Annotated in this window: 13 protein-coding genes; 6 read left to right on the top strand and 7 right to left on the bottom strand. The window is 65.4% G+C overall.

Annotated features, from left to right (window positions below; genetic code table 11):
• Nucleotides 1-18 precede the first annotated feature (18 nt).
• Both ISM_RS09505 and ISM_RS09500 read left to right on the top strand, forming a co-directional pair.
• The gene (locus ISM_RS09505; RefSeq protein WP_254655674.1) at nucleotides 19-816 is read left to right on the top strand and encodes a trypsin-like serine peptidase; all 798 of its coding nucleotides are present in this window, start codon (nucleotides 19-21) and stop codon (nucleotides 814-816) included.
• Nucleotides 817-944: 128 nt separating this feature from the next.
• A complete protein-coding gene (locus tag ISM_RS09500; protein ID WP_009813937.1) occupies nucleotides 945-1,415 on the top strand; it encodes an Hsp20 family protein in 471 nt (156 codons plus the stop codon).
• A gap of 112 nt (nucleotides 1,416-1,527) precedes the next feature.
• On the opposite strand, the gene ISM_RS09495 is transcribed toward ISM_RS09500, so the two are convergent.
• Entirely contained in the window at nucleotides 1,528-2,439 is a 912-nt protein-coding gene (locus ISM_RS09495) for a LysR family transcriptional regulator (RefSeq protein WP_009813936.1), read from the bottom strand.
• Between the two features lie 122 nt (nucleotides 2,440-2,561).
• On the opposite strand from ISM_RS09495, the gene cuyA reads away from it, so the two are divergent.
• A complete protein-coding gene (gene cuyA / locus ISM_RS09490; RefSeq protein ID WP_009813935.1) occupies nucleotides 2,562-3,578 on the top strand; it encodes a D-cysteate sulfo-lyase in 1,017 nt (338 codons plus the stop codon).
• A gap of 33 nt (nucleotides 3,579-3,611) precedes the next feature.
• The gene (locus tag ISM_RS09485; RefSeq protein WP_009813934.1) at nucleotides 3,612-4,598 is read left to right on the top strand and encodes a YeiH family protein; all 987 of its coding nucleotides are present in this window, start codon (nucleotides 3,612-3,614) and stop codon (nucleotides 4,596-4,598) included.
• A 21-nt stretch (nucleotides 4,599-4,619) separates the two neighbouring features.
• Here ISM_RS09485 and ISM_RS09480 read toward each other — a convergent pair whose 3' ends face one another.
• From ISM_RS09480 to ISM_RS09470, 3 genes are read right to left on the bottom strand one after another with little or no spacing between them, the layout of a single operon-like run.
• Nucleotides 4,620-6,359: an SLC13 family permease gene (locus tag ISM_RS09480; protein ID WP_009813933.1), complete on the bottom strand. Its 1,740-nt coding sequence runs from the start codon at nucleotides 6,357-6,359 to the stop codon at nucleotides 4,620-4,622.
• A gap of 38 nt (nucleotides 6,360-6,397) precedes the next feature.
• A complete protein-coding gene (locus ISM_RS09475; RefSeq protein ID WP_009813932.1) occupies nucleotides 6,398-7,345 on the bottom strand; it encodes a DMT family transporter in 948 nt (315 codons plus the stop codon).
• An 11-nt stretch (nucleotides 7,346-7,356) separates the two neighbouring features.
• On the bottom strand, nucleotides 7,357-8,181 hold the full coding sequence (locus tag ISM_RS09470) for a TIGR00282 family metallophosphoesterase (protein ID WP_040617994.1): 825 nt from the start codon (nucleotides 8,179-8,181) through the stop codon (nucleotides 7,357-7,359).
• A gap of 123 nt (nucleotides 8,182-8,304) precedes the next feature.
• Here ISM_RS09470 and ISM_RS09465 point away from each other — a divergent pair, with 123 nt between their 5' ends.
• Nucleotides 8,305-9,330, top strand: a complete 1,026-nt coding sequence (locus ISM_RS09465; RefSeq protein ID WP_009813930.1) for a hypothetical protein — start codon at nucleotides 8,305-8,307, stop codon at nucleotides 9,328-9,330.
• Between the two features lie 68 nt (nucleotides 9,331-9,398).
• Here the strand turns inward: ISM_RS09465 and ISM_RS17730 are convergent, their stop codons facing one another.
• Nucleotides 9,399-10,994 (bottom strand): SPOR domain-containing protein, encoded by a 1,596-nt coding sequence (locus tag ISM_RS17730; RefSeq protein WP_009813929.1) that lies wholly within the window; start codon nucleotides 10,992-10,994, stop codon nucleotides 9,399-9,401.
• Nucleotides 10,995-11,082: 88 nt separating this feature from the next.
• Nucleotides 11,083-11,715 (bottom strand): uracil phosphoribosyltransferase, encoded by a 633-nt coding sequence (gene upp / locus ISM_RS09455; protein ID WP_009813928.1) that lies wholly within the window; start codon nucleotides 11,713-11,715, stop codon nucleotides 11,083-11,085.
• 245 nt (nucleotides 11,716-11,960) lie between these two features.
• On the opposite strand from upp, the gene ISM_RS09450 reads away from it, so the two are divergent.
• Nucleotides 11,961-14,315 (top strand): NADP-dependent malic enzyme, encoded by a 2,355-nt coding sequence (locus tag ISM_RS09450; protein ID WP_009813927.1) that lies wholly within the window; start codon nucleotides 11,961-11,963, stop codon nucleotides 14,313-14,315.
• A 179-nt stretch (nucleotides 14,316-14,494) separates the two neighbouring features.
• Here ISM_RS09450 and ISM_RS09445 read toward each other — a convergent pair whose 3' ends face one another.
• Entirely contained in the window at nucleotides 14,495-15,442 is a 948-nt protein-coding gene (locus tag ISM_RS09445) for a YeeE/YedE thiosulfate transporter family protein (RefSeq protein ID WP_009813926.1), read from the bottom strand.
• Between the last annotated feature and the right edge of the window lie 138 nt (nucleotides 15,443-15,580).

Raw genomic sequence — 15,580 nt, 5'->3', positions numbered from 1 at the left:
CTCCGCGCCGCATATCTTTTGCTTGCCAGCCTGATCGCGACGCTGCCGCTCGCCGCCACAGCGGGCAGCGGGCTGGTCAGCCTGACCGAGCGCGACGATATCTTCGGCTGGGAGGCTGTGGGCAAGGTGATGGTCGGCGAGGCGAGCTATTGCACCGGTGCGCTTATCGCCCCCGATCTCGTGCTGACGGCGGCGCATTGCGTCTATGACGACGAGGGCAATCGCCATGCGGTCGCCGAGTTCACCTTTCGCGCCGGTCTGCGCGGCGATCACTTCATCTCGGAAAGCGGCGTCGCCGCCGTGGCCGCCCATGCGAATTACCAACCGACCAAGGCGCTCGATGCCGAAAACATCCGCCATGATGTCGCCCTTCTGCGTCTCGCCACCCCGATCCCCAGCGCCACGGCAAGCCCCTTTGCCCTCGCCCGCTCGGACGCGAGTGACCAGAGGGTGAGCGTGGTCTCCTTCGGCCGTGGCCGCGACACCAGCCTCTCGTGGCAGCGTGATTGCGGCGTGCTCGCCGCCCGCGACGGCTGGATGGCCTTTGATTGCAATGTCACCTTCGGCTCGTCCGGCGCCCCGGTCTTCTTGCGCGAAAACGGGCGGCCGCGCATCCTGTCGCTGATCAGCGGCGGCGGCCAATATGAGGGCCGCCGGATTTCCTACGGCATGGACCTGCCCGAGGTGGTGGACCGGCTCAAGGCCGATCTGCGGCGCGCTGGCACCACCGCCATGGCCCCGGCCCCCGCCACGGTCAAACGGCTGCGCGTCGGACAGGACCGTTCCGGCACCAGCGCGAAATTCGCCCGCCCATGACCTCTTGAAATCGCCGCGCGATTGCCCAAATCAAGCCTGTTCCGGTGCCCAATGCGGGCCGGAACACTCTCGGCCTGTCCCGGATGGGAAGGCTTCACATATTGGTATCGCTCAACGGAGGATAACCCATGCGTAACCTTGATTTCGCACCGCTTTACCGGGCCAGCATCGGCTTTGATCAGATCGCGGATCTGATGGACCGTGCCCTGACCAATGACGTCTCTACGCCCAGCTACCCCCCTTACAATATCGAGAAAACCGCCGATGACGCCTATCGCATCTCGGTCGCGGTCGCCGGATTTTCCGATGCCGATCTCGCCGTCGAGGTGAAGGATGGCGCGCTGATCGTCTCGGCCCGCAAATCCGAAGAAGAGGGCGAGCGCACCTATCTGCACCGTGGCATCGCCACCCGCGCCTTTGAGCGCCGCTTCCAGCTGGCTGATCATGTGCGCGTGACCGGGGCCAGCCATACCGACGGTATGCTGCATATCGATCTGGTCCGCGAAGTGCCCGAAGCGCTCAAACCGCGCCGCATCGCGATCACCAGCGTCGACAGCGCGACCGACAAGGACGTGGTCGACGCCAAGGCCGTGAACTGATCCGGACCGAGGCGGGCTCGCCGCCTCACCCCTCTCGCGCCCCGTGGCCTTCCGGCTGCGGGGCGCAGTCTTTTGCCGCTCTTTCTGGTGGCAAATACCCAGATCCCCGGGCTCAGCCCGGCAAGACGCCCGGGAATTCGGGATGCGCCGCCAAATCGCGCCAGAGCGCATCGTGATGGGCATGTTGCGGACCCGCCAGCCGGGTGAGCGTGATGCTGAGCTCCTGCTCGGGCAACCCGTCCAGATGCCGCAGCCGCCCCGCCGTCAGATGCCCCGCCACCAGCGTGCGCGGCAGCCAGGCGACCCCGATCCCGCTCAGCGCATATTCGAGCGCCGCAAGAGTGAGCGCCGTTTCCGCCTTGAGCGACAGCACCATGGTCTCGGGCAGCCGCGGCACGATATATTGCCCAAAGACTCGGCCCAGAAACACATCCGGCGGATAGCCAATGAGCGGCAGGTGATCCGCCCCTCCCGTCGCCGCCTGCGCCGCGAGCTCCGGCGCCGCCACCGGCACCAGCTGATCCGCGCCAAGCGCCGTCGCCTCCAGCCCCCGCACCAAGGTCTGACGCCGCTCGTCAGGGGCCTCATAGGCCATGGCAAATTCAACTTCGCCGGACAGCAGCATCATCAGACATTCATCGCGGTTGCCCGACCGCACCCGCACCGAGGCCTCGCCGCGCGCCGTCAATTGCCGCACCACCCAGGGCGAAATGGTCGCGGTGATCGCGTGCTGGCAGACCAGCGTGAAGGCCTCGCCCGCCTGACTGTCCGAGACCCGCAGGTTGAGCTGCAACCGCCGCAGCCGGGCGCTCATCTCGCGCAGCTCCGGCTCGAGCGCGCGCACACCCGGCAGCGCCACCACCGGCTTGCGCGACCGATCAAAGAGCCGCGTCCCGAGCTTTTCCTCGATCGCCCGCACCCGCCGGGTAAAGGCCGATTGCGTGAGAAACCGCCGCTCGGCCGCCTGCGCCAGCGATCCGGTGTCGATCACCGCAAGAATATCGTCGATCCAATCCAACTGCATGGCGCGATCATGGCGTGTCGCGCCCTAAAATGCAATTCCTGCAATTTAGACCACCCATTTCGCATTGGATCAGCCGGTCTCGGCACTGTAAGTTGCCGAAAACGCCTTATCAGGAGCTTCCAATGCATCTCGCCCGTTTCCCCCGCCGCTTCATCGCCCACCTGCCCACCCCGCTCGAACGTCTCGACCGTCTGAGCGCCGAACTCGGCGGCCCGGAAATCTGGATCAAGCGCGACGATTGCACCGGCCTCTCGACCGGCGGCAACAAGACCCGCAAGCTGGAATTCCTCATGGCCGAGGCGGAACTGCAAGGCGCCGAGATCGTCATGACCCAAGGCGCGACCCAGTCGAACCACGCCCGTCAGACCGCCGCGTTCGCCGCCAAGCTCGGCATGAAATGCCACATCCTGCTCGAGGACCGCACCGGCTCGAACGAGGCGAACTACAACCACAATGGCAACGTGCTGCTCGACCATCTGCACGGCGCGACCACCGAAAAGCGCCCCGGCGGCGGTGACATGAATGCCGAGATGGAAAAGCTCGCCGATGAATGGCGTGCCGACGGCAAGAAAGTCTACACGATCCCCGGCGGCGGCTCGAACCCGACCGGCGCGCTCGGCTATGTCAACTGCGCCTTCGAACTGCTGGCCCAGGCCAATGATGGCGGTCTCAAGATCGACCATATCGTGCATGCCACCGGCAGCGCCGGCACGCAGGCCGGTCTGATCACCGGCCTCAAGGCGATGAATGCGCAAATCCCGCTGCTCGGCATCGGCGTGCGCGCCCCCAAACCGAAGCAGGAAGAAAACGTCTACAACCTCGCCTGCGCCACGGCTGAAAAGCTCGGCTGCCCCGGCGTCGTCGCCCGCGAAGATGTTGTCGCCAACACCGATTACGTCGGCCAGGGCTATGGCATCCCGACCGAAAGCGGCATGGAAGCGATCAAGATGTTCGCCGAGCTGGAATCGATCCTGCTCGATCCGGTTTATTCCGCAAAAGGCGCGGCAGGCTTTATTGACTTGATCCGCAAAGGGCATTTCAAGAAGGGCGAGCGCGTCGTGTTCCTCCACACCGGCGGGGCCGCAGCCCTGTTCGGCTATGATGGCGCGTTTGATTTCTCGTCCCGCTGGGTCGGCTGAGGCCGCTCCGGCCCCATTTTCAAGGCAGAATTGATGCTGACCTCTTTCAAATCCCGCTGGGAAAGCCATTCCGGCGGGATTTTTCTCGCCTGTGTGATCGCCGCTTCGGCGACGTTCCTCTCCGAGCATTACGGCGCGCCCGTGATGCTCTTTGCCCTGCTCATCGGCATGGCGTTCAACTTTCTCTCGACGCATGAATCCTGCGCCAAAGGGATCGAGTTCTCGGCCAAGACCTTGCTGCGTTTCGGCGTCGGCCTTCTCGGCCTGCGCCTCTCCATCGGCGATGTCGAAAGCATCGGTTTCACCGCCGTTGCCGCCGTCGTGGGCTTTACCCTCGCGACGCTCGCCTGCGGGGCGCTGCTGTCCTTTATCTTCGGGCGGCGCATGGCCTTTGGCCTCCTCGCGGGGGGCTCGGTGGCGATCTGCGGGGCCTCGGCGGCGCTGGCCATTACCTCGGTGCTGCCGCAACGCGCTGGCCGTGATCAGGATGTGCTCTTCGTGGTCATCGGCGTCACCGCGCTCTCGACCATCGCGATGATTGCCTATCCGGTGCTCTTTCAGGGGCTCGGGCTGTCCGATCTCGAAAGCGGCTTTCTCATCGGGGCCACGATCCACGACGTGGCGCAGGTGGTCGGCGCGGGCTACTCGATCAGCGACGAGGCGGGCGTCATCGCCACTTTCGTCAAGATGCTGCGCGTGGCGCTGCTGCCGGTGGTGATGATCATCGTCATGCTCTCCTTCCGGGGCGCACAGAACCAGAAGGTGACGCTGCCGTGGTTCCTCGTGATGTTCATCGCGCTGGCGGTGCTGGCCAACACCGGCCTCATTCCGCAGGCGGTGAGCGAGCTGATCAAAGAGGCGTCGCGCTGGTTCCTCGTCATCGCGATCTCGGCGCTCGGCATGAAAACCAACCTCGCCACCATCGTCGGGGTCAAGCCGAGCTATGGCGCGATCCTGGTGATCGAGACGCTGTTCCTCTTGGGCATCGCGCTCGGCTATGTGATGTGGATCGGTCTCTGATCCCTCCCGTTCTGGCCTCTCTCAGAGGGGCCAGAACACCGGGATCAACGCCGAGGCCAGCACCCCGATGCTGAGGTTGAGCGGCACGCCGATTTTCAGGAAATCCGTAAACCGATAGCCCCCCGGCCCATAGACCAGCGTGTTGGTCTGATAGCCAATGGGCGTGGCGAAACTGGCGCTCGCCGCCACCATCACCGCCACCACCAAGGCCCGCGGATCGATCCCCATCGCCTCGGCGAGGCCAATGGCGATCGGCGTCACCACCACCGCCACCGCGTTGTTGCTCACCATCTCGGTCAAGAGCGAGGTGAGCAGGTAGATCGCCCAGATCACCAGGAACCCCGGCAACAGCATGAGATAGGGCGCAATCGCATTGACGATAAGCGCCACCGCGCCGCTTTCCTGCAACGCCGCCCCCACCGCCAGCATCGAAAAGATCAGCACCAAGAGCTGACCCTCGACAAAGGAAAACGCCTCATCGGCATCAATACAGCGCGCCAGCAGGACAAAGGCCATGGCAATCACCGCCAAGAGAAGGATCGGCGCCACGCCAAGCCCGGCCAGCACCACGATGCCGAGAAGGGCAAGGATCGCCAGTGGCGCATGACCCCGGCGAAACGCCCGCGCCGAGGGCTGCGAGACATCGACAAGATCCATCTCATTGGCGAGCCGCATGATGTCATCCGGCGCCCCTTCCAGCAGCAGCGTATCACCGACCCGCACCACCAGATCATCAAGCTGCCGCCCGATGTTCTGGTTGCGCCGATGCACCGCCAGCGGATAGACCCCGAACCGCCGCCGCAGCCGCAGCGAGCCGAGCGACCGCCCCACCATCTTGCAGCCCGGCGTGATCAGCACCTCCACCGTCTTGGTCTCCACCGCCGACACCTGATCGACGCGCTTAAGGCTCTTGTTGGTCTGCAGGCTCAAAAGCTCGGTGATCTGCGTCCGCAGAACCACCCGGTCGCCGACCTGCAATTCCACCCCTTCGAGATTGCGCCGCAACGACTGATCGCCGCGCACCACGTCGATGAGCCGCACCCCCTCGCGCTTAAAGAGCTGCACCCCCAGAACCTCGCGCCCGATCAGGTTCGAATCTGGCGGGATCACCGCCTCGGTAAAGAATTTCATCTTCGACCGATCCGACAGCATATCCGCCATACTGTCGCGATGCGGCAGCAGATAGGGCCCGATGAACCGCAGATAGACCATGCCCCAGATCACCAGCACCACGGCCAGCGGCGTCACCTCAAAGATGGTGAACGGCTCGAGCCCCTCGGCCCGCGCCACACCATCGACCAGCAGGTTGGTCGAGGTCCCGATCAGGGTGAGCGTGCCGCCAAGGATCGCCGCATAGCTCAGCGGGATGAGCATTTTCGACGCCGGAATGCCCATGGTCCGCGCGATCTGGACGAACACCGGGATCATCACCACCACCACGGGCGTGTTGTTCATCACCGCCGACCCCAACACCACCAGGGTGAGCAGCATCGCCACCGCCAGCTTGGGGTTGCTCTTGGCCTGGGTCTCGGCCAGCGCGGTAAAGGCTTCGAGCGCACCGGTGCGCACCATCGCTCCCATGATCACGAACATCACCGCAATGGTCCAGGGCGCCGGGTTCGACAACACCTCCAGCGCCGCATCATAGGGCAGAACCCCCATCAGCAAGAGCGCCGCCGCGCCGCCAAGCGCCACCACTTCGGTCGGGTAGATCTCGCGGATGAACAGGAAAAACATCACGGCCACCACGCCCAGCGTCATCAACGCCACGGTGGTCTGGGACAGGTCTAGATAAGCAATCACTTGGCAACAGCCCCTTCTTGGTTCGAACCATCATCCTCCATGGCCCGCCCCGGCACAAGAACTCTCGGCGCACGTGGTTGCACGAGAAACATACCGAGCATCATCACCGCCAGCGCCAGCCAGACCCAGCCGGAATAGCTCTCCTGCAACAGGTAGATCGACCACAGCACCCCGGTGGCGGTCACCACATAAGAGGTCTGCGCCGCAAACACCGACCCCGCCCGCCCGACGAGCCAGACATAGGCGGCATAGACCAGCGCGTGAATGCTCGCCGACAGGATGAGCGCGCCCTCCGCCCGGCCAAGCCCCGCTGTCGGGTCGATCCACTGCCCGGTGCCGAGCGCCAGCATGAGGCAAATCGGCAGCCCCAGAAGCGACGCGCCAAACACCACCTGCAACGGGTCGAGCCCGCCAGTGCCCCATTTCGACACGAGATTGCCCTCGGTCGCGTAAAACAGCGGCGCGCCAAGCGCGAGGAGGACGAAGCCCGCCGCCCAACCGCCCGGCAGGCTCGCCTGCGGCCCGATCAACAGCACGATCCCCACCATGCCAAAGATCAGCCCCAAGAGGCGCTTTGGCCTGAACCGCTCATTGCCCATGAGGATCGCGATGGGCAGCGAAAACATCGGCACCGACGAGGTGACGATCGACATGATCCCGCCGGGCAATTCCCGCGCGGCGCTATAGTAGAAGATATCCGGCATCACCGTGCCAAACACCGCCACCATGAGAAACAGCCGCAGATGCGCCCGCCCGATCACCGGCCGCTTGCCGCGCAGCATCATGATGCCGCCGCTGATCATCAACACGATGACCATCTGCCAGAAGATAAGGCCAAAAGCCTGATGCCCGGTGCTGACCGCGATCTTGGCCAGCGGGATCGATGCGCCCCAGCCCGCCCCCATGGCCACAAGCATCGCATAGAGCCACAGTTTCTCGGACATGCGCCCTTCCTTCACTCGACCGGGGACGGCCCCGCCTGCTGCAACCGTCCGCCCTGCCGGACCATCTCGATCCGCGTGGCCAGCCCGGTCTTGTCATCGGTCTCGACATAGACCCCCGACAGCGTCGCCTCGCCAAGCGCCGGCTCGAACCGGGCCTTCGGCATGCCGGTGACAAAGCGGCGCATCGGTTCGGCCTTGTCCATGCCGATGATGCTGTTGTAATCGCCGCACATGCCGGCATCGCTGAGATAGGCGGTGCCCTTGGGCAGGATCATCGCATCCGCCGTCGGCACATGGGTATGGGTGCCCACCACAAGGCTCGCCCGGCCATCGCAATATTGACCAACGGCCATCTTTTCGCTGGTTGCCTCGCAATGGATATCGACAATCGCCGCCTGCACCCCACCGCCGAGACGATGGGTGTTGAGCGCGCCATCGAGCGCCGCGAACGGGTTGTCGAAGGGCCGCTTCATGAACACCTGGCCCAGCACCTGCGCCACGAGGATCTTGCGCCCGCGCCCATCCTGGAACACCCGCGCGCCCTGTCCCGGCGCGGCCGGGGCGAAATTGATCGGCCGGATGATCCGGGTCTCTTGGCCGATATGCTGCGGCATGTCCTTCTGGTCAAAGGCATGATCGCCGAGCGTGACCACATCCGCCCCCGCCTCGAACAGCGCAGTGGCATGACCGGCGCTAAGCCCCATGCCATTGGTCGCGTTCTCGCCATTGACCACCACGAAATCGAGCCGCCACGCCGCGCGCAGCCGCCCCAGCTGTTCGGAGACCGCCTTGCGGCCGGCCCGCCCCATCACATCGCCCAAGAATAAAAGTCTCATGTCACGGTGTTAGGCCGCGTCACGCCCAAGGGCAAGCGGCCTCGCACCCGTGCCGAAACAATTGCCGCTGCGCGCCGCCCCTGCTACAGTCACCGCCAATGAGGCAGAGCAGGCCCAGGGCATATGACGGCATTTCGCGAATACCAACGGCTTGAGGCCTCGGGCCTCTGGCGCGCCAAGCCCGGCGCGCAACGGCTCGAGGTGATCGTGTCGATCGGCGATGCCACCCTCGTCATCAGCGATATGAACGACCGGCCGCTGACCCATTGGTCGCTGCCCGCGCTGCACCGCGCCAATCCCGGCGACACCCCGGCGCTCTACCATCCCGATGGCGACCCCGGCGAAACACTGGAACTGGCCGAGAACGAGACCGAAATGGTCGCCGCCATCGAGAAACTGCGCAGCGCCATCGGCCGCGCCCGCCCTCAGCCGGGCCGCCTGCGCCGGCTGATCATGCTCGGCATGTTCGCCTCGGTCACCGCGCTCATCCTGTTCTGGCTGCCCGGACAGCTGCGCCGCCATGCCGTCACCGTGGTGCCCGATGTCAAACGCGAAGAGATCGGCGATCTCTTGGTCGACGCGATGCGCGGCATCACCGGCCCCGCCTGCGACGACCCCTCGGGTCAGGCCGCCCTCGCCCGGCTCGCCCTGCGCCTCGCCGGTCCGAACGGGCCGCCGCGGCTATTGGTGCTGCCCGACGGGGTGCGCGACACGGTGAGCCTGCCGGGCGGCATCATCCTGATCAGCCGCGCGTTGGTCGAGGATTACGAGGATCCCGACGTGCTCGCCGGGTTCATCATCGCCGAAAGCCTGCGCAGCCAGAAAGAGGACGCGCTCAACCGGATGCTCCTCGCCACCGGCCCGCTCTCGACCGCGCATCTCTTGACCACCGGCGACATGCCCGAGGGCAGCCTGCGCGACTATGCCAAGGATATCCTGTCGCGCCCCACCGCCAATCTCGACGCGACCCTGCTGCTCGAGACGTTCAAATCCCGCTCCGTCCGCTCAAGCCCCTATGCCTATGCCCGCGACATCTCTGGCGAATCCACCCTGTCGCTGATCGAGGCCGATCCTTTCGCCGGGCAATCGCTGGAACCGGTGCTCGACGATGGCGACTGGATCCGCCTGCAGGGCATCTGCGGCCAGTAACCCCCACCATAGAAAAAGGGCGCCCCACCGGGACGCCCCTCGCCTGTTTTAGACACCCGTGCCCCGCCTCAGCGGCGCACTTTCGCATTGCCGAACCCGGCGTTGCGGATGCGGGTCAGCGCGGTGCTGAGCCGGGCCTGATCGGTATAGGGCCCCGCCAGAACGATGGCATAGGATTGCCCGCCCTTGGTCAGCGTCCCGAGCCGCGCCTGTTCGCCGCTCAGAACCACCTGACGCGCCGCCTCCTTGGCCGCATCGCGGCTGGCAAAGACACCGGCCTGAACATAGCTCTTGGCGATCGGCTCGCTGCTCTGCACGTTGGCCTGTTTGGTGCTCACCCGGGCCGGAACCACGGCGCTCACCCCGAGGCTGGCAGACCCGCCCGCCTTGGGCCGGATGCCGCCACGGCTCGACACCACGGGCGCGCTCCGGGATTTGCTGCGCGTGTTGCGGGTCGACACCACCTGCACGCCCGCCGCCTCCATCTGGGCATAGCTCGTATAGGGATACTGCAGCCCGGGATAGGCCTCGGTCACCACGCGACCCGTCTGCCGCACGACAAGCTTGCGCGGCACGGTCTTGGTCCAGATCAGCTCCATCTGGCGCTTGCCCTGGAAATACTGCTGGGCGCGATAGGGGTTGAGACGGTCATCTTCCCACACCGGCTCATAGCCCTGCGGCACATAGAGGCCCTGACGCGCGACGCGCTGCTGCGCATAGACGTGACGCGGCACCACCCGCACCGGCGGGCTCTGCACGGCGGCGGCATCGCCATAGCTGGTGCCACCTACCATCACCTGACGCCCCGGCAGACGCTGGGTATAGGCGCTGTCGGCGGGCTGATAGGGCTGCGGCGCGATATTATAGCCCGACCCGCCGACCAATACCTGACGACCGGGGTAATAGGGCTGCTGGCCGCGGGCTTCACGCACCGGCACCGACCGGACCTGCCCAGATTGAACCGGCGCCGCTTGCACGACCGTCTTGCCGCGCACCACGCCATTATGCGGCGCTTCGGCCTGCGGGCCACAGCGCACCGCACGGCCCGAAGAGGCCATATAGCGCGCCGAGGTGGCGCTCAGACCGGGGCAGCTCGAGACCACGCGACGGGTCGCGGTGGGCGTGACGGTTTTCTTGGCGACGGGTGCGACCTGCACCTGCGGCTTCGGCTCGGCCGGGGCTGTGGGACGCACCAGAACCGGGGCCACCGCCACGCGGCGCGTCTGCACTACGCGGGTCTGTGTCTGGGCCGGGGCAACACGGCGCACCGGCTGGGGCGCGGGCTTGGCACGCGGTGCGGCTTGAACGACGGTTTTCTGCGGCGCGGGCTTGGCCTTGACCACCCGCTTGGGCGCCGGGGCCGGTTGCGGCGTCGGCGCATCGGCGATCACCGGCACGTTCTGGGCCGGTGCCTTCGCAAATGTCGGTTGATATCCACAGACCACCTGTCGGCTTCGCGCCACGCGCGGCACCCAGGTGACGTTGCCATCAATGCCCGCGCGGATGAACACGCAGCCATTGCTGTCGACATATTGCCGTCCCGTATAGGAACTTGGCGGAAACTCGGCCGGCTCGCCCACTTCGCGGATGGATTTCGCCTGAGCAACGCTCAGGACTCCGGATGCGGCGATCACGGCAATCGCAATCACTCTGGTCAGTTTCATATTGCCCCCACAAGATGTAGGGGTAGCTTGCCTTAAAAAGCGGACGCCGTAAACTATAAATCACGGGGGTCAGAGCCCCCGCCATCGGCTATTTCGTGCCGAACATCCGGTCCCCGGCATCGCCCAGACCCGGCAGGATATAGCCTTGCTCATTGAGCCCATCGTCCAGCGACGCGGTCACCACCGGCACATCGGGATGCGCCTCTTTCATGCGCTGCACGCCCTCAGGCGCTGCCAACAGGCACAAAAAGCGAATATCCTTGGCCCCGGCCTTCTTGACCATGTCCACCGCCGCCACGCTCGAATTGCCGGTGGCGAGCATCGGATCGACCAGGATCACCAGCCGCTCGTCGAGCCGCTCGGGCACTTTGAAATAATACTCGACCGGCTGCAGCGTCTCTTCATCACGGTAAAGACCGACAAAGCCGACCCGCGCCGAGGGGATCAGCTCGAGCATCCCGTCCAAAAGACCATTGCCCGCCCGCAGGATCGAAATCAGCGCCAGCTTGCGCCCGGCCACGACCGGCGCGTCCATTTCCACCATCGGCGTCTCGATGCGGCGCATCTCGGTGTCGAGATTGCGGGTCACCTCATAGGCAAGAAGCTGGCTGATCTCGCGCAGAAGCTGCCGGAACACCGCGGTCGATGTGTGCTTGTCCCGCATCAGGGTGAGCTTGTGCTGCACGAGCGGATGCTCAACGACGGTCAGATGCTGGTCCATGAAACCCCTCCGGTAGAAAACTGGCGCTTCCCCCTCTTACCCAGATGCGCGGGCAAAGGGCAACATGACGATTGCAGCGCCGTTGCGTCCTCCCTGCGCCTCCGGATACCGCCCACGCCGCCTCTGCGCGATTGCGCCCACGCCCGCCTTCGGGCAATCTCGCGGCAACCATCACGGCAAAAATTGCATGTGCCAAAAAATGGTTTAATGTTAAACCAAGTTTCAGTTCCGCCCGAGGAGGCCCCATGACCGACACGCCCCGTGATGACATTCCCCGTGATCCTGCCCGCCAAGCGGCGCTCGATTATCACGAGTTTCCGACCCCCGGCAAACTCGAGATCCGCGCCACCAAACCGATGGCCAATGGGCGCGATCTGAGCCGCGCCTATTCCCCCGGCGTGGCCGAGGCCTGCCTTGAGATCAAGGCCGATCCCACCACCGCCTCGCGCTATACCGCGCGCGGCAATCTGGTGGCCGTCGTCACCAATGGCTCTGCCGTGCTCGGTCTCGGCAATATCGGCGCGCTGGCCTCCAAACCGGTGATGGAGGGCAAGGCCGTGCTCTTCAAGAAATTCGCCGGCATCGACTGTTTCGACATCGAGGTGAACGAAAGCGATCCGGAAAAGCTCGCCGATATCGTCTGCGCGCTCGAGCCGAGCTTTGGCGCGATCAATCTCGAGGACATCAAGGCCCCCGATTGCTTCGTGGTCGAAAAACTCTGCCGCGAACGGATGGGCATCCCGGTCTTTCACGACGATCAGCACGGCACCGCCATCGTCGTCGGCGCGGCGGCCACCAACGCGCTGCATGTGGCGGGCAAACGGTTCGAGGACATCAAGATCGTCTCGACCGGGGGCGGCGCGGCGGGCATCGCCTGTCTCAACCTGCTGCTCAAGCTCGGGGTGAAACGCGACAACATCTGGCTCTGCGACATTCACGGGCTGGTCTATGAAGGCCGCACCGAGGATATGAACCCGCAGAAATCCTGCTTTGCCCAAAAGACCGACAAACGGACCCTCGCGGATGTGATGGACGGGGCCGATCTCTTTCTCGGCCTCTCCGGCCCCAATGTGCTGAGCCCCGAACTGGTCGCGAAAATGGCGCCCAAGCCGATCATCTTCGCCCTCGCCAACCCGACGCCGGAAATCATGCCCGACGCCGCCCGCGCCGTGGCCCCCGATGCGATCATCGCCACCGGGCGCAGCGATTTCCCCAATCAGGTGAACAACGTGCTCTGCTTCCCGTTCATCTTCCGCGGCGCGCTCGACGTCGGCGCGACCGAGATCAACGACGCGATGCAGCTCGCCTGTGTCGAGGGCATCGCCGAACTGGCCCGCGCCACCACCTCCGCCGAAGCCGCCGCCGCCTACAAGGGCGAACAGCTCACCTTCGGCGCCGATTACCTGATCCCGAAACCGTTCGACCCGCGCCTCGTCGGCATCGTCTCGACCGCCGTCGCCCGCGCCGCCATGGAAACCGGCGTCGCCACGCGACCGATCGAGGACATCGCCGCCTACAAGGCCAAGCTCAACGCCTCGGTGTTCAAATCGGCCCTGCTCATGCGCCCGGTCTTCGAGGCCGCCCGCCATGAAAGCCGCCGCATCGTCTTTGCCGAGGGCGAGGATGAACGCGTGCTGCGCGCCGCTCAGGCGATGCTCGAGGAAACCAGCGAACAGCCCATCCTCATCGGCCGCCCCGAGGTGATCGAAACCCGCTGCGAACGGCTCGGCCTCGTCATCCGCCCCGGCGCTATCACCGTGGTGAACCCCGAAAACGACCCGCGCTACCGCGACTATTGGGGCAGCTACCACGCCATCATGCAGCGCCGCGGCGTCACCCCCGATCTCGCCCGCGCGGTGATGCGCACCAACACCACCGCCATCGCCGCCGTCATGGTCCACCGCGAAGAGGCCGACAGCATGATCTGCGGCACATTCGGCGAATATCGCTGGCATCTCAACTATGTGACCCAGGTGCTCGGCGACGCCCATCACCACCCGCATGGCGCGCTGTCGCTGATGATCCTCGAGGACGGGCCGCTCTTCATCGCCGACACCCATGTCCGCGTCTTCCCGACGCCCGAGGAACTGGCCGAAACCGCCATCGGCGCCGCCCGCCATGTCCGCCGCTTCGGGATCGAGCCCAAGATCGCCTTCTGCTCGCAATCGCAATTCGGCAACCAAGGCAGCGATTCCGGCAAGCGCCTGCGCGCCGCCATTGCGCTGCTGGACGCGAAACCCCGCGATTTCTGCTATGAGGGCGAGATGAATATCGACGCCGCGCTCGACGCCGATCTGCGTGCGCGGCTCTTGCCCGACAACCGGATGGAGGGCGCCGCCAATGTGCTCATCTTCTCGAATGCCGACGCGGCCTCGGGCGTGCGCAACATTCTCAAGATGAAGGCCGGCGGGCTCGAAGTCGGGCCGATCCTGATGGGCATGGGCAACCGCGCCAACATCGTCACCCCGGGCGTCACCGCGCGCGGCCTTCTGAACATGTCGGCCATCGCCGGGACACCGGTGCCGAATACGGCTGAACACATAAAGAGAGGCGGCCGGGTCTCTCCTAAAAACGGGCGCTCTCTGCTACACACACTCTGAATCACTTCTTGGTCGGTTTTGTGCCGGGTTTCGCCGGCTTTGCCTTTTTGTCGCCCATGGCAACTGCACCCTGTGCAAAAACGGGGCGGCACCGCGCCGCACCCTGCCTTCAGAACTACCATGGAATCACCCTCTGCTCTGGTGCATTTTCGACCTCGGAAATGTCGAAAACAGGCGGGCTAGCGACGGTCTGCCAGGCCGCAGATTTCCGCCGCCCGCCGCAAAAAGGGCGAGAGCCGCCGCCCGCTGATCAGGCTCGTCGCGACAATCCCCGCGATCACCGCGCAGAGCCCCAGAACCGCCATCGGCGCGCCGGTGGTGAGGCCGAAAAACAGCAGGCTGTCATTGCCCCCCGGCAAGAGAACACCGCCGAGCCCCATCAGGAACCCGCCGGCAAAGCGCTTGGCCAACCGCCGCCAGCCGGGCCAGCGCAGCTCGAACCCGTCGGGGATCAAAAGCCCCGCCACAATCGCCCCCGCCACCACCAGCGCAGCGATCAGCACCGACAACAGATCGGCCATCGACAGATCGGCAAGCAGGGTGATCCACGGAAACTCCCGATGCAGCACCGCGAGCGAGGTGAAACATCCCGCCGCCACCGCAATCGCCAGACTTCCCGTCACCGCCCGACCCAGATTGACCGCGCCGCGCAGATGGAGCAGCACCAGCCGCCCGAGAAACAGCGCCGCAATCGCCCAGAGCGCCAGCGACCATGGCAGCACCGGCCCCGCGCGCATCGCCGCCGCCTCAAGGTCGAGAAATACCGCCCCCTGCATCGCGATCCAGAGGCCAAGCCCGGTCAGGAAATATTCGAACCGCCCGGTGCCGATCTGCGCGATCACGCCAAAGGCACAGGCCCCGTTCACCGCCGCGCCGACCCCAAAGACAAAGGCGCCCAAAAGCCCGATCACCACCGGCTGGCTGAAACTCATGCCGATGGGATAGGCGCCAAGCAGCACCAGCGCCACCAGCGCCCAGCCCGTGCCCTCGAGGATCAGCAGCATCCGATCCGGGTTGCGCCGCCGCAGCAGCGCCTCGGTCGCCGCCACCAGACAGACCGACCCGGCGCGCAGCGCCAGACCGAGGGCAAAGGCCATCGCGAGAACCACATAGAGACTGTCGATCATGGCCCCTCCCGCGCCCAGATCATTTTGCAACTTTGCAAGCTCTCCGCCCCCTTTGCAACGACAAGACACCGCCGCCCGCCCTTTGCAAAGCGGCACCGCCCAAACCCCGGCCCGCGCTGAATTAATCCGCCGCTGCCG

It is taken from the genome of Roseovarius nubinhibens ISM, assembly GCF_000152625.1.
Lineage (GTDB): Bacteria > Pseudomonadota > Alphaproteobacteria > Rhodobacterales > Rhodobacteraceae > Roseovarius > Roseovarius nubinhibens.
This window is presented reverse-complemented; position numbering and strand designations above follow the sequence as displayed.

Bases quoted from the DNA above. Each gene is read 5' to 3' on its own strand.
- ISM_RS17730 (WP_009813929.1), bottom strand. From the start codon at position 10,994: ATGAAACTGACCAGAGTGATTGCGATTGCCGTGATCGCCGCATCCGGA.
- ISM_RS09485 (WP_009813934.1), top strand. From the start codon at position 3,612: ATGCTGACCTCTTTCAAATCCCGCTGGGAAAGCCATTCCGGCGGGATT.
- ISM_RS09495 (WP_009813936.1), bottom strand. From the start codon at position 2,439: ATGCAGTTGGATTGGATCGACGATATTCTTGCGGTGATCGACACCGGA.
- ISM_RS09500 (WP_009813937.1), top strand. From the start codon at position 945: ATGCGTAACCTTGATTTCGCACCGCTTTACCGGGCCAGCATCGGCTTT.
- ISM_RS09475 (WP_009813932.1), bottom strand. From the start codon at position 7,345: ATGTCCGAGAAACTGTGGCTCTATGCGATGCTTGTGGCCATGGGGGCG.
- ISM_RS09445 (WP_009813926.1), bottom strand. From the start codon at position 15,442: ATGATCGACAGTCTCTATGTGGTTCTCGCGATGGCCTTTGCCCTCGGT.
- ISM_RS09480 (WP_009813933.1), bottom strand. From the start codon at position 6,359: ATGACGCTGGGCGTGGTGGCCGTGATGTTTTTCCTGTTCATCCGCGAG.
- upp (WP_009813928.1), bottom strand. From the start codon at position 11,715: ATGGACCAGCATCTGACCGTCGTTGAGCATCCGCTCGTGCAGCACAAG.
- ISM_RS09465 (WP_009813930.1), top strand. From the start codon at position 8,305: ATGACGGCATTTCGCGAATACCAACGGCTTGAGGCCTCGGGCCTCTGG.
- ISM_RS09470 (WP_040617994.1), bottom strand. From the start codon at position 8,181: ATGAGACTTTTATTCTTGGGCGATGTGATGGGGCGGGCCGGCCGCAAG.
- cuyA (WP_009813935.1), top strand. From the start codon at position 2,562: ATGCATCTCGCCCGTTTCCCCCGCCGCTTCATCGCCCACCTGCCCACC.
- ISM_RS09450 (WP_009813927.1), top strand. From the start codon at position 11,961: ATGACCGACACGCCCCGTGATGACATTCCCCGTGATCCTGCCCGCCAA.